The sequence below is a fragment of the Actinomadura barringtoniae genome (assembly GCF_017573505.1).
GTDB lineage: Bacteria > Actinomycetota > Actinomycetes > Streptosporangiales > Streptosporangiaceae > Spirillospora > Spirillospora barringtoniae.
Genome location: NZ_JAGEOJ010000026.1, coordinates 33,629 through 58,050 on the forward strand (window position 1 = coordinate 33,629; position 24,422 = coordinate 58,050).

Consider the following 24,422-nt stretch of genomic DNA (forward strand, 5'->3'; position numbering starts at 1 on the left):
ACGCCGATCCCGCCGAGGTCAGCCAGTGCTCACCTTCGCGTAGTGGAAGACATCGGCCGGTAGCGGATGCGCCAGTTCCCAGAGGATCCGCATTGGCCGCTCACTTTCATGGCTGACGTACGTCATCGGCCCGGCGTAGAGGTAAGGCGGCGCTCCGGCCTTCGTCTCGCGAATAAACATGTGCACAGCCGAGCCGCGGTCCACGTGGTGGATGTAGCGCTGACCGTCGCGTGAGTTCTCACGCGTGTTGCTCTGGGACTCCCACTGGAACAACGTCGGGCTGATTGCGCGGTCGTTGTACATGGTGCTCGGGGAGAAGCCCTTCTCCGTCTTGTTGATCGTCACCATGAACACGTCTGCTCGCTGCGGCTCGATCCATCGCACGCCCTGCACCCACGAACGCGTGCGTTCAACGCCAAACGCAGCGAGCAGCTCGTCCTTGCTGTAGCTGGCGTGCAGGTGCAGCGGCAGGTGGGCGACCTCCGGCACGGACGGAGTGACGCGATGAATGCGGTCCCAGAGAACGTCGACGACCTGGCCTAGCTCCTCGCGGCGTGCGACGTTCCGCCAGATGCGCGCGAGGTTCTGCTCGGCCATGCTGAACGGCTGGCTTGGGTCGATCGCCGAGTGCAGCATCCCCATGATCTGCTGTTGCCGCTCGTCCAACGAGTGCCAACTCGGAACGTTCGTCGATGCCAAGGCCTCTCTGAGGAAGCCGAGCCGTTCTGGATCGTCGACGTGCAGCAAGCGACCGATGGCTGCGCCGGCCTCTTGGTCTTGCTGGAGGTTGACTGGCGGATGCTCGTCGAAGCCGGCGCCGCGACGAAGCCTCGCCCAGCCGCCTCGCCTGTTGGCGTAGAGGTCCTCCAGTTCGCGACCGGACTGGTCCAGGAAGTCGCGAAGCGGAACGTCGCCGATGTCTCGCAGTTCTGCGATGACGTCGTCGACGCGGAACGCCAGCGACCGTTTGATGTTGTCCAGAACGATCTTGCTGACCTCACGGTCCAGGTCAATGGCGCACCCCGGTGGGAGGGTCGGGAAGCCCGCCTCCACCTCGTCCGACAGCCGTCCGCGCGAGATCCCGGTCAGCGCGGTGAAGCGGCGATCGAAGCGGAACTCCTTGTGCTGGTGACCAACGAAGTCCAGGACGGTCAGCACGGGCTTGTCGGGGGTCAGCCGCAGCCCGCGGCCGAGCTGTTGCAGGAAGACAGTGGCACTGTCGGTTGGCCGCAGAAAGAGCACGGTGTCGATGTCTGGAACGTCCACGCCCTCGTTGAACAGGTCAACGGTGAAGACCGCGTTGATCGAACCGGCTCGCAGTTCCTTCAAGGCATCCGCTCGTTCCTCGCTGTTGAGGGCCGAGGTGACGGCGCGCGCCGGGATGCCGCGGAAGGCGAACTGTTCTGCCATGTACCGGGCGTGCTGGATGCTGACACAGAAACCGACGGCCTTCATCGACGACACGTTGCCCAGCTTGTCGATCAACGCCTTGACGATCATGTCGACGCGGGTCTTGGCATTGGTGTAGAGCTCGGTCAGCTCGTTCGCGTCGTAACCCCGTCCTCGCCGCCACGTCACCCCGGTCAGGTCAACGTCATCGTGAATGCCGAAATAGTGGAACGGCACGAGGTAACCGCGTTCGAGTGCTTCCCACAGCCTCAGCTCGACATCCGGCTTGCGCCCGTCAAACCAGTGCAGGATGTCGTCGCCGTCAGGCCGTTCCGGAGTCGCGGTCAGCCCCAGCAGAACGACCGGATCGATGTGATCGAGAAGCCCGCTGTAGCTGGCCGCCGCCGCATGATGGAACTCGTCGACGATCACCATGCTGAAGCGATCCGGCGTGAGATGCGACAGCCGATTCAGGGACTGGATCGAGGCAAAGACGTGCTTCCACTCTGCGGGACGCTTGCTGTCAACGAGGAGTTCGCCGAACGAGCCGTCCTTGAGCACCGTGCGGAACGTCGTGAGGCTCTGTTCGAGGATCTCCTTGCGATGCGCGATGAACAGCAGCGAATCAACCTTGCCCTGGCGCCGCAGCCGTTGGTAGTCCAGTGCAGACACGACGGTCTTGCCCGTGCCGGTCGCCATGACGACCAGGTTGCGCCAGTGCCCGTGGACCTCTCGAACGGCGTCGAGCTCGTCCAGGATTTCCTGCTGGTAAGGATGCGGCCGAACGTCAATGTTGGCGATCTGCAAGGCCGGCCCGGTCTGCGCTGACCCGAGCGCCTCTCGGAGATGGGCGCCATCCTCCTCCGGGTCGTAGGCCTCGAACGCCGGGTCGTTCCAGTACTCCTCGAACGTGGCCGCGAACGTGTCGATGAGATGGGCCTGCTCGTGGGCCGAGATCCGCATGTTCCACTCGACACCGTCAAGTAGAGCCGTTCGCGAGAGGTTGGACGACCCAATGTAGGCCGTGTCCAGCCCGGATGCGCGCCGGAACAGCCATGCCTTGGCGTGCAGGCGCGTGCGCCGCGTTTCGTACGAGATCGCTACCTGAGCACCGAGTTCGACCAGCCGATCGACGGCACGCGCCTCGGTCGCCCCCATGTATGTGGTCGTGATGACCCGAAGCGTTCCACCCCGCTCTAGGAACGCGCTTAGCTCGTCCTCGATCAACCTCAGGCCGTGCCACTTGATGAACGCGATCAGCAGATCGACGTGGTCCGCCGTGGCCAGCTCTTTGGCCACCTCACGGCCGATCTGTGGCTGGTCCCGTCCGTTCACCAGGAGCGCACTCGCCGAGAGCGGGATGTCAGGCCTTACGGGAAAACTGACTGACCCGTCGGGGAGCCGAGCTCTGGCGACCCCGAGCAGCGCCTCAAGTCCTACAAGCTGATCGTCCGGAGTGCTCGCACCCTCAGCAACACTCGCGATCGCCTGCGCGATCTGGTTGGCCGCCTCAACCTGGTCCTTCAGCCCGCCTTCTCGCTCACCCGCGATCTTCAAGGCCCGCCGAGTCAACGTCGCAACGTGGCGGACGAGCATCTCCTCGGCGTCGAGCTTCTCCAGCCCAGTCCGTTCAACGAGCGCTGGATCAATCTCCCGCAACCGGCGCTGAAGCTCCTCAGTAACAACGGTCTCGTAAACCCCGGGAGCAACCTCGCTCATGCCGCCCACCCTAGTGCGCGGCGATAGGCCGCCCTCCTCAATGGCCAAGCCCGGACGAACGGAACCACGCTTGCCAATCCTCCGAAGCTAGAGGGTGGCGAACCAGGAGTGGGCGGCGGTTAGACCGCCGCCGTTGCCTAGGGCTGCCATTAGGGCTATGCGGGCCTTGGTGGGAGGTAGGCCTCTGGCGCCGATGGCGCCGACCTTGGCGGCTAGGCCGATCTCGTAGGGGAGGTCGTCTAGGGGTGTGGTGGTTGTTTGGGAGCGTGAGGCGATCACTACGGGGATGTCCCACGCGGTTAGGTCGCTGATGGTGGTGAAGAGGGTGACTGGGATGTTGCCCTGGCCTGTGCCTTCTAGGACTATGCCGCGGGCTCCGGCGTCTACGAGGGTTGTCAGGAGGGCGGGGTCTATGCCCGGGTAGGTCTTTAGCAGGGAGACGTTGGGTTCTGGTTCTGGTGGGGTTTTCGGGTGGGGCGGTGGGGGCGGAGCTAGCAGGTCTATTCGGTCTTGGGTGATCTGAGCTAGGTGGAGGTGGGGGGATGAGGAGAAGCCTGTCGGGGTAGTGGCGTCGGTGTAGGTGACGTAGCGGGCTGCGTGTAGGTGGGTGGCTGCGCAGACTAGGGCGCCCGCGCCTTGTAGGGCGGGGGCTGCCGCGGCTGTTAGGGATGCGGGTAGGTCGTTGGGTGTGGTGGTGAAGATGACGGCGCCTTGGGATGCGGCGGGGCCTAGTAAGAGGTCTGTCAGGTAGGCGGTTTCTTCGACTGTGTCTGGGCCGTGGGTTATCACTACGCCGTCGAAGTCTTCTAGGAGTGCTGACCTTGTGCGGCGGGCGAGGGTGAGCATTGTGGCTGTTGAGGTGTCCCAGCTGGGTTCGGCTAGGACGTGCTCGACTGTGACCTGGGCGGGGAGGGCTTCGTCTGGGTAGGCCGGGTCGTTGGTCGCGAGGATGAGGATGCGCTTCATGAGCTGGTCAGGCCGAGGTGTTCTTCTAGGCGGGTGATGCGCTGGGTTAGGGGCTCTAGGGCGGCGGTCAGGGCTTGGGCGGGGGTGGGCTGGCTTTCGGCTCTTAGGTGGACGTAACCGGCTAGGGCGGCGGTTACGGCTCGGCGGACCAGTTTGGGGTCGGCGCCTAGGGAGCGGAGGACTTGGCCTGCTACGCCGTCGGGTTCCGTGGATAGGCCTAGGAGAAGGTGCTCGCAGCCTACGTAGTTGTGGCCCAGGGAGATGGCCTCGGTTACGGCTTGTTCTAGGGCGTTGGCGGCGGGGGCGTTGAAGGGGCCCTTGTCGGTTTCGGGGTGGGGTTCGGCGGGGCGGCGGGCTAGGTCGGCAAGGACTTGGGCCGGGTCGATCTCCATGGCTCGGAGGACGTGGAGGGACAGGTTGGTGCCCTCGTTGAGCAGGGCCGCGAGGAGGTTGTCGGTGCCGATTCTCGGGGTGTTGGCCTCGTTGGCGGCTTGTTTCAGGACGGCTCTCGTTCTGGCGGTGAAGTGAGCCATGGCGCCGGTGGGCTCGTCGTCCAGGTCGCCCAGGATTGTTTCGCGGATGGCTGTTACTCGGCGTACGGCGAACTCCAGGGCTCGCTGGCAGACGGCCGAGACGGGGATGCCGGCTTCTTTGACGGACTCGGCCAGGTCGTCTGGGAGATAGACGTTGATCTTGGGCATGGCCCCTCCTTGATTGACTATGACCCCAATGTAACCCCAGTGGGGTTAGTACAGCTAGAGGGGTCAGTGGAGGGAGGCCCGGCGGGGCGAGGGAGGAGTTTGGTCAGCGGGTTCTTAGGCCGGTTAGGACGATCTCCAGGTGGCGGCGCCAGTCTGGGTTTCCGCCTGGTTTGAAGTACATGGTGGACATCACGCCGGAGGTCAGGACCGGGAAGTCGTCGAGGGTGAAGTCGGCGCGGATGTGGCCTGCGTCGACGGCTCGGGTGATGATCCGGGCGGTCAGGTCGGCGAACTCGGCCTTCTGGTCTTCCAGGGCTTCGAAGCCGATCTCTTCGGAGCCCATGAGCGCCAACTGGAAGGCGCTGTCTCCGTCGGCGGCTTCGCAATAGTCGCGGAGGAGGGTCTCGAAGGCCTCGCCGGGGTCGGAGATCTCGGCGGCGCGGCGGGCGATGTCGGCCATGCCTCGGAAGCGTTCTCGGACCATGGCGGTGAGGAGGTCCTGCTTGGTCGGGAAGTGTCGGTAGAGGGTGCCGATGCCTAGGCCCGCGTGGGCGGCGATCTCCTCCATTTGCGCTTCACGGCCGCGGCGGGCGAAGAGCACTCCGGCGGAAGCCATGATCCGCTCGCGGTTGCGACGAGCGTCGGCGCGTAGGGGGCGATCGGGTTCAGGCATCACTCGACACTGTTCTGGCTCACCTCGATGTCGTGCGGCTCCTCGGTGCGTTCTGCATCGTAACGGGGTGGGGTGAGGAGTTGTGCGAGGGCGATGCCGGCCAGGGCTATTGCGGCGCTGGTGAGCACCGCGGCTTGGAAGCCGTCGTTCAGGGATTGTGGCGTGAGGTTGTGGCCGGTCACGGTTGAGGAGACCGCTACGGCCATCGCCAGGCCCAGGGCTCCGCCGATCTGCTGGGTCGTGTTGATGACGCCGGAGGCCAGGCCGGATTCGGAGGCGGATGCGGATGTCGTGGCGGCGATGGTTGTTGCCACGAAGAGGATGCCGCCGCCGATTCCTGTGATGAGGGATGGGCCCAGGACGTCGGTGAGGTAGGCACCGTTCGGAGAGATCTGGGAGAACCAGGCCAGGCCGGCGGCGGCTAGCGCCAGGCCGAGGGTGATGGGGATGCGGGCGCCCAGGCGGCTGACCAGCTGGGCGCCCAGGGCGGCACCGGCCGCGATCGCGAGTGCGATGGGCAGTTGGCCCAGGCCTGCTTTGATCGGGCCGTATCCGAGGATCTGCTGCAGGTAGAGCGTCAGCACGAAGAACATCGGAAAGATGGCCATGGTCGTCAGCAGCGCGATCACGTTGCCGCTCAGGAGGGTGCGGTCTCGGAAGATGCGCAGGGGGACGAGGGGGTGCTGGGCGCGGGCTTCGATGGTGATGAACGTGATTACCAGGAAAAGGGCTAGGGCGATCAGCGTGTAGGTCTGGGGTGAGGTCCAGCCTCGGTTGTTGGCGTCGACCAGGGCGTAGACGAGGAGGGCCAGGCCTGCGGTGATGGTCAGGGCGCCGAAGAGGTCGAAGCCTTGGACGTTGCGGTCGGCTGCTTCGGGGAGCAGTACGGGGGCCAGGGCGATCGCGGCCGCACCGATGGGGACGTTGACCAGGAGGACCGCTTCCCAGCCGAACCAGTCGGTGAGCAGGCCGCCGAGGATTGCTCCGGTGGCGCCGCCTGCGCCTGCTACTGCGCCGAAGAGGCCCAGGGCTCGGTTGCGTTCAGCGCCTGACTCGAAGAGCGTCATGATCAGCGCTAGGGCGGCGGGGGCAACCAGGGCCGCCCCTAGGCCTTGCGCGGCTCGGGCTCCCACCAGGGCGGCGGAGTTGGGAGACAGGGCGCCCGCTAGTGAGCTGGCGGTGAAGAGGGCCAGGCCGCTCATGAAGAGGAGACGGCGGCCGGCCAGGTCGGCGGCTCGGCCGCCCAGGAGGAGGAAGCCGCCGAACGTGAGGGTGTAGGCGTTCGCCACCCAGGACAGGTCGGCCTGATCGAAGTGCAGGTCGCGGCCGATGGCGGGGAGGGCGACGTTGACGATCGAGGCGTCCAGGATGAGGACGAACTGGACGGCGACCAGGAGGGAGAGGGCTAGGCCCTTGCGCATGCGGATCACCTAACAGGAAGTCGAACTCCGGTTCCGTTTAAAGTGCCGGACGATACGGAAGCTTGATTCCGGTTGTCAACGGGGTCGCGCGGAGCGTGCGCCCGGGAGTGGACGCGCGGAGTGGACGCGCGGAGTGGACGCGCGGAGTGGACGCGCGGAGTGGACGCGCGGAGGTGCGTTGTTAGGTGAGGGCTTCTACTAGGTCTCGGATTACGGAGCGGTGGTCGTCTGGGCGCCAGGCGAGAGCGAGTTCGCTTGGGGACAGGTTGGTCACAGGGATGGCGCTCACGCCTGCGCGGCCGTAGATGGCGGCGTTGCCGGAGGCCAGGAGGGTGATGCCGGCGCCGCCTTCGATGGCGGCGAACGTCTCCTCGGCGTTGGTGACCGTGCCTGCGATTCGGGGCGGGTTGCCGGAACGGGCGTCCAGGGCCAGCCAGTAGTCGCGGAGCGGGCCCGCGGTCTCGGGGAGGGCGAGGAACGGCTCGCCCAGGAGCTCCTTGAAGTCGACCTCGTCGCGGGTGGAGAGCCAGTGGTCGGCGGGGAAGGCGACCCAGCGGGGCTCCGTGGCCACTACGCGGACGTTGAACTGGTCCTGGTTCGGGACCGGAAGCCAGATGAACGCGACGTCGACCTCGCCCGTGGACAGGCCCGCGGTGGCGTCGTCCCAGTTGATCTGGCGCATGTGGAGCTGCCAGTTCGGGCGGCGTTCAGCGAAGCGGGCCCGGATGGTGGAGAGGAGGCCGCGGCCGACGCTGGTCGACATGCCGACAGTGAGGCGGGCGGCGTCGGAGGCGGCGGCGTCGCTGATCTCGCGTTGCGCCTCGTTCCAGCGCTGGAGGAGCTCGCGGGCGGCGGGGAGGAGGGCGGCGCCGGGGGCCGTCAGGGTGACACTGCGATGGTCTCGTTCGAAGAGGCGGACGCGGAGCTGCTCCTCCAGGGCGCGGACCTGCTTGCTGAGGGCGGGCTGGGAGACGAACAGGCGGTCGGCCGCGCGGGTGAAGCTGAGCTCCTCGGCGACGGCGACGAAGTACCTGAGGTCACGCAGGTGGGCGTCCATAACCAACGGTTATCACAGGGTGTATTGGACCTGGTAGGGGCTGGTCTCGCATGATTTCGGTCATGAGCTACGAGATCATCGAGACGGTCAATCGGTTCGGGTGGCACGCTGATCGGCGGGAGTGGGACGAGCTGGAGGCGATCTTCACCGACACCGTCGCGCTGGACTACACGAGCCTGAACGGGGGCGAGCCCGCGGCGTTGAGTCCCAAGGAGATCGTGGGCGCGTGGTCGCAGACGCTGGGGGCCTTCGACGCCACGCAGCATCTGATCGCCAATCACATCGTCACCGTGGATGGGGAACGGGCGGTCTGCACGGCCTCGTTCCAGGCCACGCACCGGCTCGCCAACCCGTTCGGGTCGCCGCTGTGGACGCTGGGCGGGACCTACCGGTTCGACCTGGTGAAGGCGGGCGAGAACAGCTGGAAGATCAGCGCGGTCGTCATGACGGCCACCTGGGCGGACGGGAACAAGGACCTGCTCTCGCTGGCGAGCGGACAATGATCGCGCTGGTCACCGGCGCGAACCGGGGCATCGGGCGCGAGGTCGCCCGGCAGCTCGCCGATCAAGGGCACACGGTGGTGGTGACCGCGCGTTCGGCGGAGGCGGCGGAACGGACGGCCAAGGAGCTGGGGCAGGTTCCGCTGCGGCTGGATCTGACCGACGGCGACTTCGCCGAAGTGGCGGAACAGGTCGAGGAACGGGTCGGCGGGCTGGACGTCCTGATCAACAACGCGGCCATTCACTACGACACCTGGCAGCGGGCCGTGAGCGCCGACCTGGACGTGGTCCGGGAAGCGACCGAGACCAATCTGTACGGGCCTTGGCGGCTGGTGCAGGCGCTGTTGCCGCTGCTGCGGCGCAGCGGGCATCCCCGGATCGTGAACGTGTCGAGCGAGGCGGCCTCGCTGACGAACATGGGCGGCGGGACGCCCGCCTACAACGCGTCCAAGGTCGGGCTGAACGCGCTGACCAGGATGCTCGCCGCCGAGCTGCGCGGCGACCGAGTGCTGGTGAACGCCATCTGCCCCGGCTGGGTGGCGACGGACATGGGCGGCCCGGGTGGGCGGCCGGTGAAAGACGGCGCGGCCGGGATCGTGTGGGCCGCGAACCTTCCTGATGACGGGCCGACCGGCGGGTTCTTCCGCGACGGGCGTCCCCTCCCCTGGTGATTCCCCTGATTGGAATAGGAGATCGACATGTATCTGGTCGCTGGAGCTACGGGCAATGTGGGCTCTGAGGTCGTCAAGGCGCTGGCCGCCGCCGGGGAGCCCACGCGGGCACTCGTACGCGATCCGGAGAGCGCGAATGCGAAACTGCCGGAGGGCGTAGAAGCGGTTGCGGGAGATCTGAACAAGCCGGAGACCCTGACGTCGGCGCTATACGGGGTCCGCTCCGTCTTCCTGCTACCCGGCTACGCGGACATGCCGGGCGTGCTCGCGGAGGCGAAGAAGGCGGGCGTCGAGCAGGTCGTTCAGCTGACGGGCGGCTCGGCCGGAAACAGTGACATGTCGAACGCGGTGACCCGCTACATGGCCGCGACCGAGACGGCCGTGAAGGAGTCGGGGCTGCCGTGGACGTTCCTGCGGCCGACCGCGTTCATGACGAACGCGCTTCGCTGGCTGCCGCAACTGCAGGCGGGCGACGAGGTGCGGGTGTCGTTCCCGAACGTTCTGACCGCGAGCGTCGACCCGTTCGACCTGGGCGCGATCGCGGCGCGGGCGATGCTGACCGACGAGTACCGCGGCGAGATCCTCTGGCCGACCGGGCCGGTGGCGCTCCGCCCGGCCGAGCAGGTCCTGATCCTCGGTGCCGCACTGGGACGGGACCTGCGGGCGGTCGAGCTGTCGAACGAGGAGGCGCGCGAGGAGATGACGGCCTCGATGCCGGTCGAATACGTGGACGCCTTCTTCGACTTCTACGTGAACGGGGCGCTCGACGAGTCGATCGTTCGGCCGACCGTCAAGGAGGTCACGGGGCGCGAGCCGCGAACGTTCGCCGACTGGGCCGCCGCGCACACCACCGACTTCAGCTGACTCGACCGCGCCGACTCGACCGCGCCGACCCAACGATGCCCTTTTCGGGCGATCGAACGCCGGGTTAAGACTCGAAATTACTGATCGGGGAAAGGCGCGGCGAGACCCGATCCGGTCAGGCATCACGCGTGATGGATACCTGACCGGATGCGGGCGGTGACAGCCCAAGACGGGCGGTGGGAAAGTGCGCCCGAGACCGGAGAGTTCCGGTCGACGGGAGGCTCATATGCGCACCGTACGGGGAGTCACCAGGGCGGCGGCACTCACGCTGGCGGCGGGGGCGGTGGCACTGCCGGTCACATCGGCCCAGGCCACGACGGTGACATGCGGGCAGGTGGTCACCGCCGACCTGAGACTGACCGCCGACCTCACGTGTTCCGGCACGGCGCTCAGCATCGGGGCGAGCGGCGTCACGGTCGACCTGAACGGTCACACCATCACCGGTGACGGCTCCGGGCGCGGCATCGCGATCGAGGGGGTGAGACCCAATCCCTCGCTGAGCAATACGACGGTGCGCAACGGGACCATCAGCGATTTCGAATCCGCGATCGGGATGGTCGACACCCAGGACGTACGGCTTTCCCGTCTGAATCTCAAGGCGACCGGCTCCAACACGGCGCTGCGCGTGGACATCGGCACCAAGGGCGCCCGCGTCGACCACAGCGTGCTGCGCGCCTCGACCGGCGGTTACGCCGTGCGCGGCCTCGGCGGAACGGACCTCACCATCACCGGCAGCCGTGTTCTCGGCGGATGGATCAACCTGGTCAACAGCCTGAGCAGCTCGACGATCTCGCACACCGATCTGGACCGAGCGGCCATTGTCGCCCAGCAGAGCAACAACGTCCTGCTCGACCACGACACCCTCGTCCGGACCCCGGTCACCGCGTTCTTCAGCTTCGGAGTGACCATCCGGAACAGCAAGATCAGTGGCGCCGAGCGCGCCGTGGACTTCGGCACCGACCGGGACGTTCTGATCACCGGCAATGTCTTCGCCCACAACCTGGTCGGCGTGCACAGCGGCCCGCCCGGGCTCGACACCGAGCGCGCCACCATCAGCAAGAACCTCTTCGTCGGCAACGGCGCCGCCGGCGTATGGCTGGAGAGTCTCTACAGCGGCGGGCCCGCGGGCAACTTCGCGGTCGTCGGCAACCGGTTCCAGGGCAACGGCCATCGGGCCAACGGCCTGACCGACGCGTACGGCAACACCGTCAACGACGGTCTGCACATCGACACCAAGGATCCGAGTGGTGTCGAGGTGACCCGCAACCGGACCGATCACAACGCCGACTTCGGCATCGAGATCAGGCCCGGCAGCGCCATCGATGGCGGCGGCAACACCTCGGCCCACGATCCGAACGGCTGCCTCGGAGTGGTGTGCTCGTGAGCGTCCGGCATGTCCCGCTCGTGGCGGCTCGTCCTCACAGCAGGAGCCTCCTGGGCACGGTGGCGTGATCCACAGGAAAGCGCGCTTCCTCGATGCCTTGCCCAGACCAGACATCGGATCAATTCACGAAGGAACCCCACACAAGCCCAGAAGCAAGGGCCGGGGAGAGGAAGACGTCCGACCTCTAGGACTTGCCGGCGCCGATGGCACCGACGATGGCGGGCCAGCTCCTGACCAGCTCACGCTTCCAGTAGGCCCACTTGTGGGTGCCGGGGCCGTAGAGGTTGGAGGTGATCGGAACCCCGGCGCGCTGCGCGGCGCGGACGAAGTTGACGTTCATCTGGCCGGCCAGCTGCTCACCGAAGCGGCCCGCGTCCCAGGGCTTCATGCTGGAGTCGTCGTACGGGCCGATCTCGCCGTTGCCCGAGGAGACGTAGACGCCGGTGCCCTTCAGGCGCGACACCATGACGGTCGCGTCGTGGGCCTCCCAGTTGGACCGGTCGGTCACCGGGTTGCCCCAGATGTCGTCGCCCGCCTTGGCGTTCATCTGCATCAGGATGGTCGGCATGCCCGGGGCGGTGATGTTGAGCGGGCCACTGTAGGACGCCGCGTACTTGAACAGGCCCGGGTGACGCTCGGCGTAGGTGATGGCGCCCTGGCCGCCCGACGACAGGCCGATCGCGGCGCGCGAGGCGCCCGCGTGGAAGTTGCGCTCCATCAGCGGGATGACCTCCTGGATGTGGAAGGTCTCCCACTCCGGGACGCCGCCCTTGCCGTCGTTGAACCAGTTGGAGTACGACCCGTTCCAGCCGCCCTCGGGCATCACGACCATGACGTTGTAGTCGGCCGCGACCTGGGCGAGGTTGGAGTCCTTGGTCCAGGACGTGTAGCGGTTGTTGCCGCCGTGGTAGGCGTAGATCACCGGCCAGGTCTGCTTGGCGCCGGGCTTCCAGGACTTGGGAACCAGCACGCGGGTCTTGATGTCGGAGGAGGCCAGTGCCGGCGTCGCGATGGTGACGTCGAACTGGTACTTGGAGACCTTCTCCAGCTTGACGATCTTGGCGCCGTCGTCGGCCTTGCGGTAGCTGGTCGGGAGCTTCTCCGCGTCCTTCGGCAGGTGGGGCTTCTTGCCGTGGTCGTGCCTGCGCAGGTCCGGGTCGTCCGAGGCCGGCTTGGCCTTGCCGTTGTTGAACGGGTAGGTGGCCGGCGGCTTGGTGCTCGGTGACGTGGAGGGCGTCGGCGAGGTCGGGGACGACGTCGGGAGGCCCTGGTCGGGGGCGAGGCCGTTCGTCGGGCCCGGCGTGGGGGTGTCGGCCGCCGCCTGGGGGTGGCCGGACAGGTGCCCGATCCCGGACTGGTTGAGAACGAACAGGAGGCTCGGCACTAGGACCGCCGTCGCGGCGACGCCGCCGATGGCGATCTTCCTGTCGGTGCGCTTGTTCATGGCTCCCCAGACCCCAGGCCCTAGGCCACCCGCGGCGAGGGGTAGTCGCGGGCCAAACCTATGAGGAAGCTAGTGTCCCGTTCACTTCTTGCGCAAGCAATGACAACAAACCTCAACAAAGCCGATACCTAGACTCTGGTCACGCCTTGCGCCCCACGCCTCCCAGCCCGGTCAGGGCTTGCGGCCCACGCCGCCCAGAAGGCGAATCGGCCCTGCGGCGCGCGGTCCGGGCGCCGGTACGGGCCAGTCATGGACGTCGACCAGGCCGGGTTCGAGCAGCTCGAAGCCGGACCCGGTGAAGAACTTCTCGATCTGCTGGGCCGAGCGCAGGCCGCCCGACCCCGTTCCCGAGCCCTTGTAGGCGTCGGCGAGCGAGTCGACGTCGAAGTCCTCGGCGCCGGAGGCGACCGACAGGACCAGGTGGCTGCCGGGGACCATGCGGCGGGTGAACGCGCCGAGCATGCTGGACACGCCCAGCATCCTGCCCGGCTCGTCGTCCTCGTCGACGATGAACTGCAGGACCGACACCAGCAGCAGCGCCACCGGCCGTTCCCAGTCGATCAGCCGGCCGACCGCGGGATCGTCCAGGACGGCCTGGGGTCGGCGGATGTCGGCGTTCACCACGGCGGTGGCCTCGTCGGGCAGCAGCGCCCTGGCGTGCACGCACGCGACCGGATCGATGTCCACGTAGACCACGCGGGTGTCGGGCCGGATCGGGCGGGCGACCTCATGAACGTGACCCTGCGTAGGCAGTCCGGCACCCAGGTCGACGAACTGCGCGACGCCCGCCTCGGCGACCGTACGGACGGCGGCCCCGAGAAAGGCGCGGTTGGCGCGTGCCACGTCGCGGACTTCGGGGAAGCCCTTGATGACCTGTTCGGCGCGTTCGCGGTCGACCTCGAAGTTGTCCTTCCCGCCCAGGAAGTAGTCGTACATCCGCGCAGCGGACGGGACGCTCAGGTCCAGTCCCGGGGGCAGGTTCTCGGCCATGCAGCCGCCTTCCAGATCGGCCGGTCCGACAGTGGTCTTGATCCTAGACATCCCTCCCTGACCCGCACCCCGCATATAAGGTCAAATGCCAAATAGCGGCCGTTGGTAGGGGCTCCATGGAAGCGGAATGGGCACCACAGGGCATCGACGTCACCAAGCCGAGCGTGGCGCGCGTCTACGACGCCGCCCTGGGCGGCAAGGACAACTTCGAGGTCGACCGGGTCGTGCTGGCGCAACTGGCCGAGGGCACGCCCGGGGTCGCCGAGATGGCCAAGATCAACCGCAGGACGCTGGGCCGTGCGGTCCGTGTCATGGCCGGTGAGCTGGGCGTACGGCAGTTCCTGGACCTTGGCGCCGGGCTCCCGTCGGCGGAGAACACCCACCAGGTGGCGCAGTCGATCGCGCCGGAGTCACGCGTGGTGTACGTCGACAAGGATCCGATCGTGCTGGCGCACGGCCGGGCCCTGCTGGCCGAGGACGACCGGACCGCCGTGATCACCGCCGACCTGCGCGAGCCGGAGAGCGTGCTCAAGCAGCAGCAGGTCACCCGGCTCATCGACTTCGAGCAGCCGGTCGGGGTGATGCTGGTGGCGATCCTGCACCACCTGCACGACGACGAGGACCCCAAGGGCCTGCTGGACGCCTACATGGACGCCGTCCCGCCCGGGAGCCCGGTGTTCATCACCCACTTCTGCAGCTTCAGCCCGGTCGCCGAGGCGCTGCAGGAGAAGTTCCTGCGGCTGCTCGGGACCGGGCGGTTCCGCTCCCCCGAGGAGATCACGGCCTACTTCGATGGCTACGAACTCCTGGAGCCCGGCGTCGTCCCCAATCCGCACTGGCGTCCGGACGGTCGCGCGCCGGGCATGCTCACGGTCGCCGAGCAGCTCCACTACACCGGCATGGCCATCAAGAAGTAACTGACAGTTACCGCGACCGGTGGCCCAGGAAGATCGGGTTGGTGAGGGCCACCATCGCGTTCGGGGTCGTCGCCGTCGCCTGGAGGCGCCGCACCTCGGCGCGCACGTACGTGGCGTTGCGCGCGTTGGTCTGCCAGGTCACCGTGCCCGCGCCCTCGGCTGGAAGCTTGGCGCTGAACCGCTGCCCCTGGTCGGTGTAGAAGCGCGCCTCGCAGCCACCGGCCCCGTTCACCGTCATGGACAGCGTCACCGGCGCGTCTTCGGCGGCCTCCAGCCGCTGGCCGATGTCCGCCTTGCGCCCGGCACCGGACGCGGTGAACGAGAGGTCGACCGCCGCGGACTCGGCGATCCACAGCCGCCCGGCCTTCACCCCGGCGAGGATCGCGCCGCGCTCCAGGCGGTCGGCGTACACCACGTTGTGGGGCAGGCCGATGACGTTGGGCTCGCGGTGGGCGTCGCTGTTGCCGACGGCGGGCAGCCAGCGCCCAGACCGCGCCTGCGCGGCCAGCAGGTTGTCCCAGTCCTGCAGAACGGCGACGTCCTCGTTGTCCCACGGGCCGTTCCAGACCTCGACGGCGTCCATGCCCGCGTACCCGAACTTCCACGAGCAGCCGACGCACGAGCCCGCGGGGTGGTTGGCGATCGCGAGGCCGCCCGCCCGGTGGATCTCCTGCACGAAGCGCGGCAGCCCGCCGTCGACCGCGCGGTAACGCCAGTCGATCCAGGAGCCCGGACGCAGCCCGTACGCGCCGTAGTGGCCGTTGCGGGTGGTGACCTCCTCGCCGTCGATGATGAGCAGGTCGTCGCCCGCGTACTCGCCCCACACCCCGGACGCGGACTGGGTGTTGTGCTCGGTCGAGACGATGTAGTCGAGCTTGGCGGCGCGCGCTCCGGCGGCGAGCTCGGCCGGGGTGCGGCCGCCGTCGGAGTGGATCGTGTGCAGGTGCATGTCGCCGCGGTACCAGGCGCGGCCGCGCCCCTTGGCGCTGTGCGGGGCGGGGTTGGGCTTGAACGGCGCGCCGTCCGGGCCGAACTCCAGCTTGACCGTGATCGTCCAGTTCAGGCCCTGCGGGTGGACGGTGTACGGGCCGAGGATGACGTTCCACCGGCCGCGCTTCACCGGCCCGGGGATGTAGCCGGGCGTGGCGTCGGACGCCGAGATGGTGAACGAGGTGCGGGCGCCGCCGGACCAGCCGCGGAAGCCGCGCTCGTTGCCGAGCTGGTGGCCGCTCTCGTCGAAGACGCCGATGTCGAGCGCGTTCCCGTTCTGGCCTTCGGGCGGGGCCGGGCGCTCGTAGCCGTAGGAGACCGTGATCCGGTTGACGCCGTCGGGCACGTCCACCGGCACGTACACCCAGTCGGGCGCGCCGTAGTCGATGTGGCCGGTCAGCGTCTTGGTCTGCTCGCTGCCGGCCGCGCCCTGCGCGAAACCCATCGGGTCCATCACCACCGCGGCCATCCCGGCCGCCGCCGTTCCGGCCAGAAACCGCCGCCGCGCAACCTCAGCCATGGTCACCGCCACCTTCCGAAGAGACTGCGATCAGGCTTGGCGGCAGCGGTTACCAGTGATCGTCCAGACGGGGACCGCCACATGTCGATCAGTGGTGACCGTGATGGCCGTGGCTGCGAACGGCCAGGCTCCAGGCATCCATGAGGCGATGCGCGGACCCGCCGACCGGCCCGACCGCGTCCTTCAGGACGTCGGCGGAGGGCAGGTGCGCCTGCTCGATCGCCGGAACGGCCTGACCGGCGTCGCGGATGGTCGACGAGCAGACCGACAGCAGGTAGCCGGGGACGGTGAGGGCGGGGCCGATGCAGCCGACGACCGGGGTGCCGACGGCCGCGACGAGCGGGAAGACCGTGCCGGGGATGCCGATCGCGGCCTCTGCCCGCGCCGACGCCTGGATCGAGGGGACCGCGCTGATCTCGTACTTCTCCCACAGCTTGCGGTCCTCGCGCGGGTGCAGGCCGACCAGGATGTGGCGTCCGGCGGCGTGCAGCTTGTCGGCGGCGGCGAGGAGCAGTTCGGTTCCCGGTGCCGCGCCGCCGGTCGGGTCGGGGTGGGTGACGCTGGTGAGGACGAGCACGAGCCCGGGTTCCGGCTTGCGGACGGGCAGCGCGTCGGTCTGCGCCGAGCCGACGACCGCGATCGTGCGCCGGGTGCCGGTGCCCAGGTAAGCGGCGAACGAGCGGGCCTCGGCGGCGGAGGACGCAGTGATCACGCGGAGCCGACGCCGCAACTTGCGCGCGCCCGGGACCTCCTCGGGGTTCAGGTAGGCCAGCGAGCTCGCGGCCAGCGGCAGGTGCCGGAACCGTTCGGCACACGCGACCGGCCAGTCGCTCGCGCCGTTCACCACCAGCAGGTCGGCGCGGGTCACCTGGTCCGGGGTCGCGACCTTCACGGGGTCGCCGGGCTTGATCTGCGACATGTCCGGGACGAGCTGGGTCAGGCTCCAGCCGCGCCGGGCGGCCTCATCCAGCAGCGGCGAGACGTGGTAGGTGCCCCAGGGCTCGTTCGTCGCGACCAGCACCCGGAGGGGACGGCGGCGCGGCGCTGCGGCGGAGACGGAGGCGAGGGCGCTGCCGCCGCCGAACGGGACGAGCGCCGCCCCGGCGATCGCGGCGCCGCCCGCCAGCGCCGCACGGCGTGAAATTCCTTGATCGTTTCGCATTTCACGCAGGTTAGGCGGACATCGCGTCGCCCAGATGAACTTCTCCGGAATGACCGTCCGCCCCGACTCCGCCGCGTCCCGGCCGGGGTCAGGCGGTCTGGTCGAGTTCCTTGGCGACCTCGCGGGCGAGGCCTTCCACAAGCCGTTCCTCGTGGAAGCCCGGGTGCCTGTGGGTGCGCGCCGAGACGTCGACCAGCGCGTTGGACATGCGGAACTTGACATGCAGGTCGTACACGACGATGCGGCTGAAGACGATCCGGACGTCCATCTGGTCGGTGTTGCCGTAGGCCTTCTCGCCGACGCCGCGGACCGCGATGACCGGGCCGCGGCTCTGGAGCCTGGCCTTCCGCCAGCTCTCCAGGCCTCGCTCGGCCCTGGTCTCGGCGGAGGAACGGCCCTCGCGGGTCTTGGTCTCGACGTGGATCCGGATCGTTCTGAAGGGCTCGTCCTGCCCGGCGGGGACGCTGCTCCACTTGCACTCCGCCGAGGCGTCGCCGCCCAGCCCGAGCAGGGTCTTGGGCTTGGAGTCCCCCGGCTCGCGCGCGCCGCCCCGCACCAGCCCGGCGAGCTTGGCGGGCGGCGGCAGGATCCGGCACGGGTCGCGCGGGCCGAAGCGGCCCTTGGCGGTGAAGAAGCCCATGTACCAGGCGCTCGTGAAGCCGACGCACGCGACGGAGAGCACGCAGGCCCCGGTCACGAGCAGCGTCACGCGATGTCGCCGGATGATCACGGATGTCAGGTTGGCATACCTGCGACTGTTTCGCGTGGATCATGCCGATACTGGCTGATCCCGATACCGGCGATGAGTTTCGGCGCCGCGCCTGGTCTCAACCTCCGGACATCACCGAACAGGGAGAAGACTCATGAACGTGCCCCAGGGGGACCTCCGGCTGCTCGAGACCGACGTCGCACAGCGCCTGCTGAGCTCCACGATCCCGGCGCGGCTCGCCTACACCGCGCTCGACGGGACGCCGCGGGTGATGTCGACGTGGTGGGTCTGGTCGGGCGAGGAGCTGGTCATGGCGACCTACCTGCTGTGCCCGCCGATGGGCATGACCAAGCCCGCGTACCGGCTGAAGGCGCTGCGCGCCGACCCGAACGTCGCCGTCACGATCGACACCGAGCCGCAGCCGCCGGAGGTGTTGATGATGCGCGGCAAGGTCACCATCACCGAGGTGGAGGGGATGGTGCCCGAGCAGGCCGAGGCCGCCCGCCGCTTCCTCGGCGAGGAGGGCGGCAGGCAGTACGTCGAGGGCGCCGCCCACCCGGACACCAGGATGGCGCGCATCGCGCTCCGGCCCACGTGGGTCGGCGTCCTCGACTTCCAGAACCGCGTGCCCGACGTCATCGCAACGCCGTGAGGATCTCCTCCCGCTTCTCCGGGTTGCGCCGGTAGTAGCCGATCCACGACGACCCGGCGAGCTCGTAGCCGCGCATCACCAGGTCGAGCGAGTGCGGCACGGCGTTCGCGCTCCGGCCGAGCAGCTCGTTGACGATGACGACGGCCTCCTCGACGGGGATGCCGTCCTCCTTGGCCATCATCGCGATGACCGGGTCCAGGCCCCCTTCCGCCTTGAGGATCGCGTAGCGGCGGATGCGGGGCCCGAGGAGCTCGGCGCGCCGCGCGTACTCGCCCTCGGGCAGGTCGTGCTCGCGGGTGAACGTCGGCCGCAGCGCGACCACGAGCCGCTGGACGGTGTCCTCGGCGGTGCCCGGCATCGGCGCGAACTCCGGGTACTCCTTGCGGAACTCCTCCCAGTCGACGTCCAGCGCGGCGACCTCGTCGAGCGTCGGCAGCCGCCGGGCCCGGTGCGGGTCGGAGGCGACCATGGCGTCGGCGAGGAGACGGTAGGACAGGGACGTGTGCGCGGCGAGCAGCAGCGCGTCGTAGAGGTCCTTGCCCTGGGGGTAGGCGTCGTCCAGCAGCCACATGACCTTCCAGGCGAGCGACAGCTCGGGCGTCGCCGCCATGAGCAGCGGCGCCGGGCCGCCGTCGAACCTCGGCACGCGCGTCGGCTCCGGGTCGGCGGGCAACAGCTCGTTGAACACGAAGTCGAGCTGCACCGAGCCGTGCGGGAGCCCACCCGCCTGCCAGGTGAGGACGAGGCGGCGGCCGGGCACCCGGTCATAGGTCCAGATGTCCTCGGCCACGGCGTCGCGCGCGTCCATCCGCAGCCCCTCGGGGGCGGTGGCCTCGGCCTGCCGCGCGATGCCGTCGAGCATCGCGTGCGTGCGCCGCTCAGCGATGCCCCACGTACGCGGGACGACGACGAAGTCCAGGTCGCCGGGCTCGCGGGCGGCCTCGCCGTACCAGGCGCGCAGCAGGATGCTTCCGCGCAGCACCAGGTTGTCGACCCACTCCGAACCGGCGATGACGGCGAGGACATGGTCGATGGCCTGGCGGCGCGCCGCGTACCAGCGCTCACTGATCTCGGCCGACTCGAACGCCGGCTCCCCGGCGCGCAAGGCCTTCGCGTGGTGCTTGAGCGCGGGGTCGAACACGGCCCGCTGCACGGCGCCGGGCACGGGCCGCAGCGTCGCCGGCAGGCCGAGGCGCTTGCGCGTTCCGGCGTCGGGACGGTCGTGCGGAACCTCCGCGTCCTCGGGCCAGGGGCCGTATTTCAGCTCGTCCCAGGGAGAGCTCATCGTCCATTCCTCCTCTCGTCGATCGGGTCGATCCATCCGTCGTCCAGGGACGCGTCGGTGTCCACGACCACGTACTCGCGTTCCACCGAGGCGATCTCGTAGCGGGCGGCGCGGAGCGCGCTGGTCAGCGCGTCCAGCCGTACGGCGGCGGTACGGTCTCCGACGCGCGTGCACCGCTGCGTGACGAAGCGCTCCTGCCTGCCGTCCGGGCGTACGCGGCGCGCGTTGCGCGAGACGTGCGCGTTGTGCGGAACGGCGAGGGCGGCCAGATCATCGAGCCCGCCAACGCTCAGAACGAGCTTGACGTGATGCTCGAAGTAGCGGTCCACGGGCTGGGCGACGGCATCCTCGTCGGTGACGGGGACTCCCTCGTTCCAGGGTGCGGCCTCGATCTTCAGGCGCCGCACCGCGAAGCCCGCCGAACGGACCTGTCCTGCGGCTCGTTCGGCGGCGGCGCGCACCTCGGGCAGCCCGCCGGTCGCGCGCAGCGTCAGCATCGGCTGCGAGACCGTGCGGCCGCGCTCGAGCACGATGTGCGTGAGCTTCAGCCCGTGGGGATGCGCCCACCGCTCCAAGGCCCCGACGTCGCCAGGTGCCACGGTCAGATGGACCTCGAAGTCACCGGCGAAATTGCCTAACTTGTCCATGCCGCGATGGTCCCAAAGGACGCCGGCTCAAGGCATCTGAGTTTTCCGGGAGCCGTGAGACGCGCGTGAAAGGCCGGTGAAACCCGCCCTCTCCATGATCGATGACAACGAAACCGATGAGAGGGGCACTCACCGTAATGAAGCGCACCGTACTTCTCACGACGGCCATGGCGACCGCGCTGGCCGGGACCGGCGTCACGGCCGCCGCCCACGCGGGGACGACCACCGCCGCCGCCGCGCCGGCGATCTTCTGGGTCAAGGCGCAGCCGTCCACCGTCGTGCTGACCGGCAGGGGCGAGCGCAAGGTCACGATCACCGTCCTCGTCGCCGACGCGACCCGCGTGCGGGCACAGGTCAACAGGCTCGGGCACACGGGCGGGCCCGTCAGCGTGCTGCGACCGGCAGGTCGCCCGGGGCTCTGGACCGGCACGGGCTCGCTCAACTGGGTCGACGACCCGGGCGCCTACGACGTGCGCGTCACCGCGATGGACGCCGACTCCGACGACTCGGAGGCGCACGCGCGCTTCCAGCTGCGCAGGGGGACCTATTTCGCGGGATTCAAGGCGGCGCCCGGCGTCGCGCGCAAGGGCAAGGCGATCAGCCTCTCCGGCCAGCTGAAGGGGCTGAACAGCGTCGGCCGGTGGGCTCCCTATAAGAAGGGCCACGTCGTCATCTACTTCCGTAAGGCCGGCACGCGCAAGTGGGTTCGCTATGCGGTCGTCGGAACGGACCGGAACGGCAAGTTCCTGAAGAAGTTCAAGGCGCGGGCCACCGGTGACTGGGGGGCGCAGTTCACCGGCAACGGCACCTGGTACAAGTCCGCGTCCGCGAACCGCCACGTGCGCGTTCGCTAGCCGTTCGCTAGGGCGCTTGTTCGTCGATATGCCGTGCGACTTCCTGGAGTCGTACGGCATATCGCCGCCAGCCGAAGCCCGCGGCGGCGTGCGCGGCGGCGGTCTCGTTCGCGAGTTCGCGTGCCCAGGCATGGTCCCCGCGCGCCGCGGCCAGCGCGACCGAGACCGTACGGGCCGCCAGCCAGGGCGTGCTTGCCTCGGCGGCCTCGGCGTAGACGGAGGTGAGCAGGTCATCGGCCTCGTCCAGCGCGTCCCGCAGGATGAGCACGTCGGCGAGATCGACCGCGGCCATGCCGGGTCCCTCGGAGGCGGCGGCCTCCCGCAGATGCGGCTCGGAGGCGGCGAGGTCGCCGACCGCACGCGCGGCCAGGCCACGGATGAGCTCGTTCAGCCCGAGGATGTGAACGTCCTCCAGCCGCCGCGCATACCGATCCGACTCGGCGGCCTTCACCAGGGCCTCCGCGTGCCGGTCCAGGTCCAGGAGCGCCTGGGCCTGGTTGCTGAGGCCGCGAGCCAGCCCGTGCTCGTCGCCGAGCGCGAGGTCCGAGGCGGCGGCCGTACGGCAGCGTTCGAGCGCGATCTCCGGCTCGCCCGAGTAGAGGTGGAGGGTGCCGAGGGCGTCGGCGAACGCGGACATGCGCTGCTCGTGCCGCGCCTTGCGGGCGAGCTCCTCACCGGCGAGCAGCGGCGCGAACGCGTCCCGCAGCCGGCCGCGTTCGATCTCGACGATGCCGCGGTGGTAGAGCACGGTCATCGTGAGCATGTCGTCGTCGGCCCGCGCGGCCTGCTCGGCGGCGCGGTCGAGGAGGTCGGCCGCCTCGGCCGGCTCGCCCGCCATGGTGCTGACGAAGCCGTGGTCGCTGAGCAGCGTGGCCCGTTCGGCGGCCGTCGCGCCCGGGGCGTTCACCAGCGCGGCCATGTGCCTGCGCGCCTCGGCGTACCAGCCGCGGATCAGCCAGGGCGTGTGGAGTTCGAGCGCCAGCCGCAGCCCGTCGGCCGCGCGGTCGGTGCCCGGCGCCTTCTCCAGCGCCTCCTTGAGGTTGGGCCACTCGGCGAAAACTGCGGCGACCGCCTCAGCGGACGCGAAGTCGTCGGGCTCGCCCGCCTGCCGAACGTGGGCGAGGCACCACAGCAGATGGCGGCCGCGCCCGTCCTGTGTCTCTCCCGCCGCGTCCAGCTTGGCCAGCGCGTAGTCCCGTACGGACTCCAGCAGGCCGAAGCGCCGCCGCCCGTCGCCGGACGACACCGCGACCAGGCTCCGGTCGACCAGCTCGGTGAGCGCCGCCGCCACACCACCACCGGCCACGCCACCGCGGGCCGCGGCGCCATCGGCAGCGGCGACGACGGCCTCGGCCGCCTCCAGCTCGAAGCCGCCGCGGAAGACCGCGATCCCGCGCAGCACCCGCCGTTCCTGCTCGGGCAGCAGGTCGTGGCTCCAGTCCAGCGCGGCCCGCATGCTCGCGTGCCGCCCGCCCTCGTCGCGCGCGCCGCCGACCAGCAGCCCGAGGCGGTCGTGCAGGCGTTCGGCGAGCTGCCGTACGGTCAGCGTCCGGGTGAGACCGGCGGCGAGCTCCACCCCGAGCGGCAGCCGGTCGACGGCCGCGCAGATCTCCCGGGCCTGCTCCGGCGCGGGCCGGGCGTCGGCGGCGCAGCGTTCCCCGAAGAGCCGGGCCGCCGCAGCGAGGTCGAGCGGCTCCACACGGAACGGCTCCTCCCCCGCGACCAGCAACGACCGCTGAGAGGTGACCAGCACGCTCAGCCCGCCCGCCAGCAGCGCTCCGGCGACCTCGGCCGCCTGGTCGAGCAGATGCTCGGCGTTGTCGAGGACGACCACACCGTCCAGCGCGCCGATCACCTCCGCCAGTTCGCCGTCGTGTCCTGCGGCCGAGGCCAGCGCGGCCGTCACGGCGCCATCGCCCTGCGCGGGCGCCAGCCGCACCATGGTCACGCGGCGTCCGGCCGCCCGCCGCGCCGCCTCCAGCGCGAGCCGCGACTTGCCGACGCCGGGTTCGCCGATGAGCGTCACCAGGCAGGGCGAGCCGAGTCGTTCCGCCAGCGCCGCCAGCTCCTCCTCGCGCCCCACGAAGCTCGTCGCCGGTCCGGCAACGGGGACGAGAGCGGCTTGCTCCCGCTCCACGGGCGGCGGAACGAGAGCCGGGTCCTGGCGCAGGATGCGCAGCTCGGTCTCGGCGGTCCGCGGCGCCGGATCGACGCCCAGCTCGTCGGCGAGCGCGCCGCGCAGCCGTGCGATGGCGGCGAGCGCGTCGGCCTGGCACCCGTCCTGGTAGAGCGCGACCGCGAGCAGGCAGGCCAGCCGCTCGTTCAGCGGATGCTCTACGACGAGCCGCTGCAGCTCTCCTCGTACGAGCGTGGACGCGCCGAGCTCCAGATCGACCGCGATGCGTTCGGTCAGCAGGTCGAGGCGCAGGATGTCGAGCCGTTCCCCCTCGACCGCGGCGAACGGCACGCCGCGCACGTCGTCCAGGGCCCGCCCGCGCCATCGCCCGAGCGCGTCGGCGGCGGCGGAACGGGCCGCCCGGTGGTCGCCCGACCGGACGGCGCCGCGCAACCGTTCCGCGGCGGAATTGACCGCGTCGAGGTCGGTGACACGGGCCCGCAGCGCGTATCCCCCGCTCCCGCGAGTGAGCGCCCCGCCGCCCTCGCCCAGCGCCGAACGCAGTCGCGAGACGAGGACGCGCAGCCGCTGAACGGGGCGTTCGAGACTCTCCGGCCCCCACAGATCGGCGGCGAGACGTTCATCGGGAACGGACGCGCCGCCCGCGAGCGCCAGCCGGGCCAGCAGCGCGCGCTCCAGCAGCCGCGGCACCCGGGCCGCGTCGTCACGGATCGTCACCGAACCGAGAACCAGAATGTCCAGCCCGGTCTCCGACACCGTGGGAGTATCGC

At 69.4% G+C, this 24,422-nt stretch carries 21 protein-coding genes; 7 read left to right on the forward strand and 14 right to left on the reverse strand.

Annotation, left to right across the window (positions count from 1 at the left end):
• Positions 1-18: 18 nt before the first annotated feature.
• The 6 genes from J4573_RS45350 to J4573_RS45375 all read right to left on the reverse strand — a co-directional run bounded on the left by J4573_RS45350 (position 19) and on the right by J4573_RS45375 (position 7,926).
• A complete protein-coding gene (locus J4573_RS45350; RefSeq protein ID WP_208262590.1) occupies positions 19-3,108 on the reverse strand; it encodes a DEAD/DEAH box helicase in 3,090 nt (1,029 codons plus the stop codon).
• A gap of 87 nt (positions 3,109-3,195) precedes the next feature.
• On the reverse strand, positions 3,196-4,074 hold the full coding sequence (locus J4573_RS45355; protein WP_208262591.1) for an asparaginase: 879 nt from the start codon (positions 4,072-4,074) through the stop codon (positions 3,196-3,198).
• A complete protein-coding gene (locus tag J4573_RS45360) occupies positions 4,071-4,775 on the reverse strand; it encodes a Clp protease N-terminal domain-containing protein (protein WP_208262592.1) in 705 nt (234 codons plus the stop codon). Before J4573_RS45360 ends, J4573_RS45355 begins: the two co-directional genes overlap by 4 nt.
• A gap of 103 nt (positions 4,776-4,878) precedes the next feature.
• Positions 4,879-5,448 (reverse strand): TetR/AcrR family transcriptional regulator, encoded by a 570-nt coding sequence (locus tag J4573_RS45365; protein WP_208262593.1) that lies wholly within the window; start codon positions 5,446-5,448, stop codon positions 4,879-4,881.
• Positions 5,448-6,869 (reverse strand): MFS transporter, encoded by a 1,422-nt coding sequence (locus J4573_RS45370; RefSeq protein WP_208262594.1) that lies wholly within the window; start codon positions 6,867-6,869, stop codon positions 5,448-5,450. The genes J4573_RS45365 and J4573_RS45370 overlap by 1 nt, the downstream gene beginning before the upstream one ends.
• Before the next feature lie 181 nt (positions 6,870-7,050).
• A complete protein-coding gene (locus tag J4573_RS45375) occupies positions 7,051-7,926 on the reverse strand; it encodes a LysR family transcriptional regulator (RefSeq protein ID WP_279575814.1) in 876 nt (291 codons plus the stop codon).
• A gap of 62 nt (positions 7,927-7,988) precedes the next feature.
• Between J4573_RS45375 and J4573_RS45380 the strand changes: the two genes are divergently transcribed.
• The 4 genes from J4573_RS45380 to J4573_RS45395 all read left to right on the forward strand — a co-directional run bounded on the left by J4573_RS45380 (position 7,989) and on the right by J4573_RS45395 (position 11,345).
• Complete coding sequence (locus J4573_RS45380; RefSeq protein WP_208262596.1) at positions 7,989-8,429, forward strand: nuclear transport factor 2 family protein; 441 nt, start codon at positions 7,989-7,991, stop codon at positions 8,427-8,429.
• The gene (locus tag J4573_RS45385; RefSeq protein WP_208262597.1) at positions 8,426-9,097 is read left to right on the forward strand and encodes an SDR family oxidoreductase; all 672 of its coding nucleotides are present in this window, start codon (positions 8,426-8,428) and stop codon (positions 9,095-9,097) included. Before J4573_RS45380 ends, J4573_RS45385 begins: the two co-directional genes overlap by 4 nt.
• A gap of 27 nt (positions 9,098-9,124) precedes the next feature.
• Positions 9,125-9,961: an NAD(P)H-binding protein gene (locus J4573_RS45390; RefSeq protein WP_208262598.1), complete on the forward strand. Its 837-nt coding sequence runs from the start codon at positions 9,125-9,127 to the stop codon at positions 9,959-9,961.
• A gap of 226 nt (positions 9,962-10,187) precedes the next feature.
• A complete protein-coding gene (locus J4573_RS45395) occupies positions 10,188-11,345 on the forward strand; it encodes a right-handed parallel beta-helix repeat-containing protein (RefSeq protein WP_208262599.1) in 1,158 nt (385 codons plus the stop codon).
• Between the two features lie 184 nt (positions 11,346-11,529).
• Here the strand turns inward: J4573_RS45395 and J4573_RS45400 are convergent, their stop codons facing one another.
• A complete protein-coding gene (locus J4573_RS45400; protein ID WP_208262600.1) occupies positions 11,530-12,789 on the reverse strand; it encodes an alpha/beta hydrolase in 1,260 nt (419 codons plus the stop codon).
• 171 nt (positions 12,790-12,960) lie between these two features.
• Positions 12,961-13,830, reverse strand: coding sequence for an SAM-dependent methyltransferase (locus J4573_RS45405; RefSeq protein ID WP_208262601.1), 870 nt, complete (start codon positions 13,828-13,830; stop codon positions 12,961-12,963).
• A 65-nt stretch (positions 13,831-13,895) separates the two neighbouring features.
• On the opposite strand from J4573_RS45405, the gene J4573_RS45410 reads away from it, so the two are divergent.
• The gene (locus J4573_RS45410; protein WP_208262602.1) at positions 13,896-14,696 is read left to right on the forward strand and encodes an SAM-dependent methyltransferase; all 801 of its coding nucleotides are present in this window, start codon (positions 13,896-13,898) and stop codon (positions 14,694-14,696) included.
• A 7-nt stretch (positions 14,697-14,703) separates the two neighbouring features.
• Here the strand turns inward: J4573_RS45410 and J4573_RS45415 are convergent, their stop codons facing one another.
• From J4573_RS45415 to J4573_RS45425, 3 genes are all read right to left on the reverse strand, one after another.
• Entirely contained in the window at positions 14,704-16,206 is a 1,503-nt protein-coding gene (locus J4573_RS45415) for a CehA/McbA family metallohydrolase (RefSeq protein ID WP_208262603.1), read from the reverse strand.
• Positions 16,207-16,294: 88 nt separating this feature from the next.
• On the reverse strand, positions 16,295-17,368 hold the full coding sequence (locus J4573_RS45420; RefSeq protein WP_208262604.1) for a hypothetical protein: 1,074 nt from the start codon (positions 17,366-17,368) through the stop codon (positions 16,295-16,297).
• Positions 17,369-17,456: 88 nt separating this feature from the next.
• On the reverse strand, positions 17,457-18,077 hold the full coding sequence (locus tag J4573_RS45425) for a hypothetical protein (protein ID WP_208262605.1): 621 nt from the start codon (positions 18,075-18,077) through the stop codon (positions 17,457-17,459).
• A 154-nt stretch (positions 18,078-18,231) separates the two neighbouring features.
• Between J4573_RS45425 and J4573_RS45430 the strand changes: the two genes are divergently transcribed.
• Positions 18,232-18,729, forward strand: coding sequence for a pyridoxamine 5'-phosphate oxidase (locus J4573_RS45430; RefSeq protein WP_208262606.1), 498 nt, complete (start codon positions 18,232-18,234; stop codon positions 18,727-18,729).
• Here J4573_RS45430 and J4573_RS45435 read toward each other — a convergent pair.
• Together J4573_RS45435 and J4573_RS45440 are read right to left on the reverse strand one after the other, a co-directional pair.
• On the reverse strand, positions 18,713-20,014 hold the full coding sequence (locus J4573_RS45435; RefSeq protein ID WP_208262607.1) for a nucleotidyl transferase AbiEii/AbiGii toxin family protein: 1,302 nt from the start codon (positions 20,012-20,014) through the stop codon (positions 18,713-18,715). The genes J4573_RS45430 and J4573_RS45435 overlap by 17 nt on opposite strands.
• On the reverse strand, positions 20,011-20,661 hold the full coding sequence (locus tag J4573_RS45440; RefSeq protein ID WP_208262608.1) for a hypothetical protein: 651 nt from the start codon (positions 20,659-20,661) through the stop codon (positions 20,011-20,013). The genes J4573_RS45435 and J4573_RS45440 overlap by 4 nt, the downstream gene beginning before the upstream one ends.
• A 137-nt stretch (positions 20,662-20,798) precedes the next feature.
• On the opposite strand from J4573_RS45440, the gene J4573_RS45445 reads away from it, so the two are divergent.
• Complete coding sequence (locus tag J4573_RS45445) at positions 20,799-21,515, forward strand: hypothetical protein (RefSeq protein WP_208262609.1); 717 nt, start codon at positions 20,799-20,801, stop codon at positions 21,513-21,515.
• Positions 21,516-21,522: 7 nt separating this feature from the next.
• Here the strand turns inward: J4573_RS45445 and J4573_RS45450 are convergent, their stop codons facing one another.
• Positions 21,523-24,408, reverse strand: coding sequence for an ATP-binding protein (locus tag J4573_RS45450; RefSeq protein ID WP_208262610.1), 2,886 nt, complete (start codon positions 24,406-24,408; stop codon positions 21,523-21,525).
• Between the last annotated feature and the right edge of the window lie 14 nt (positions 24,409-24,422).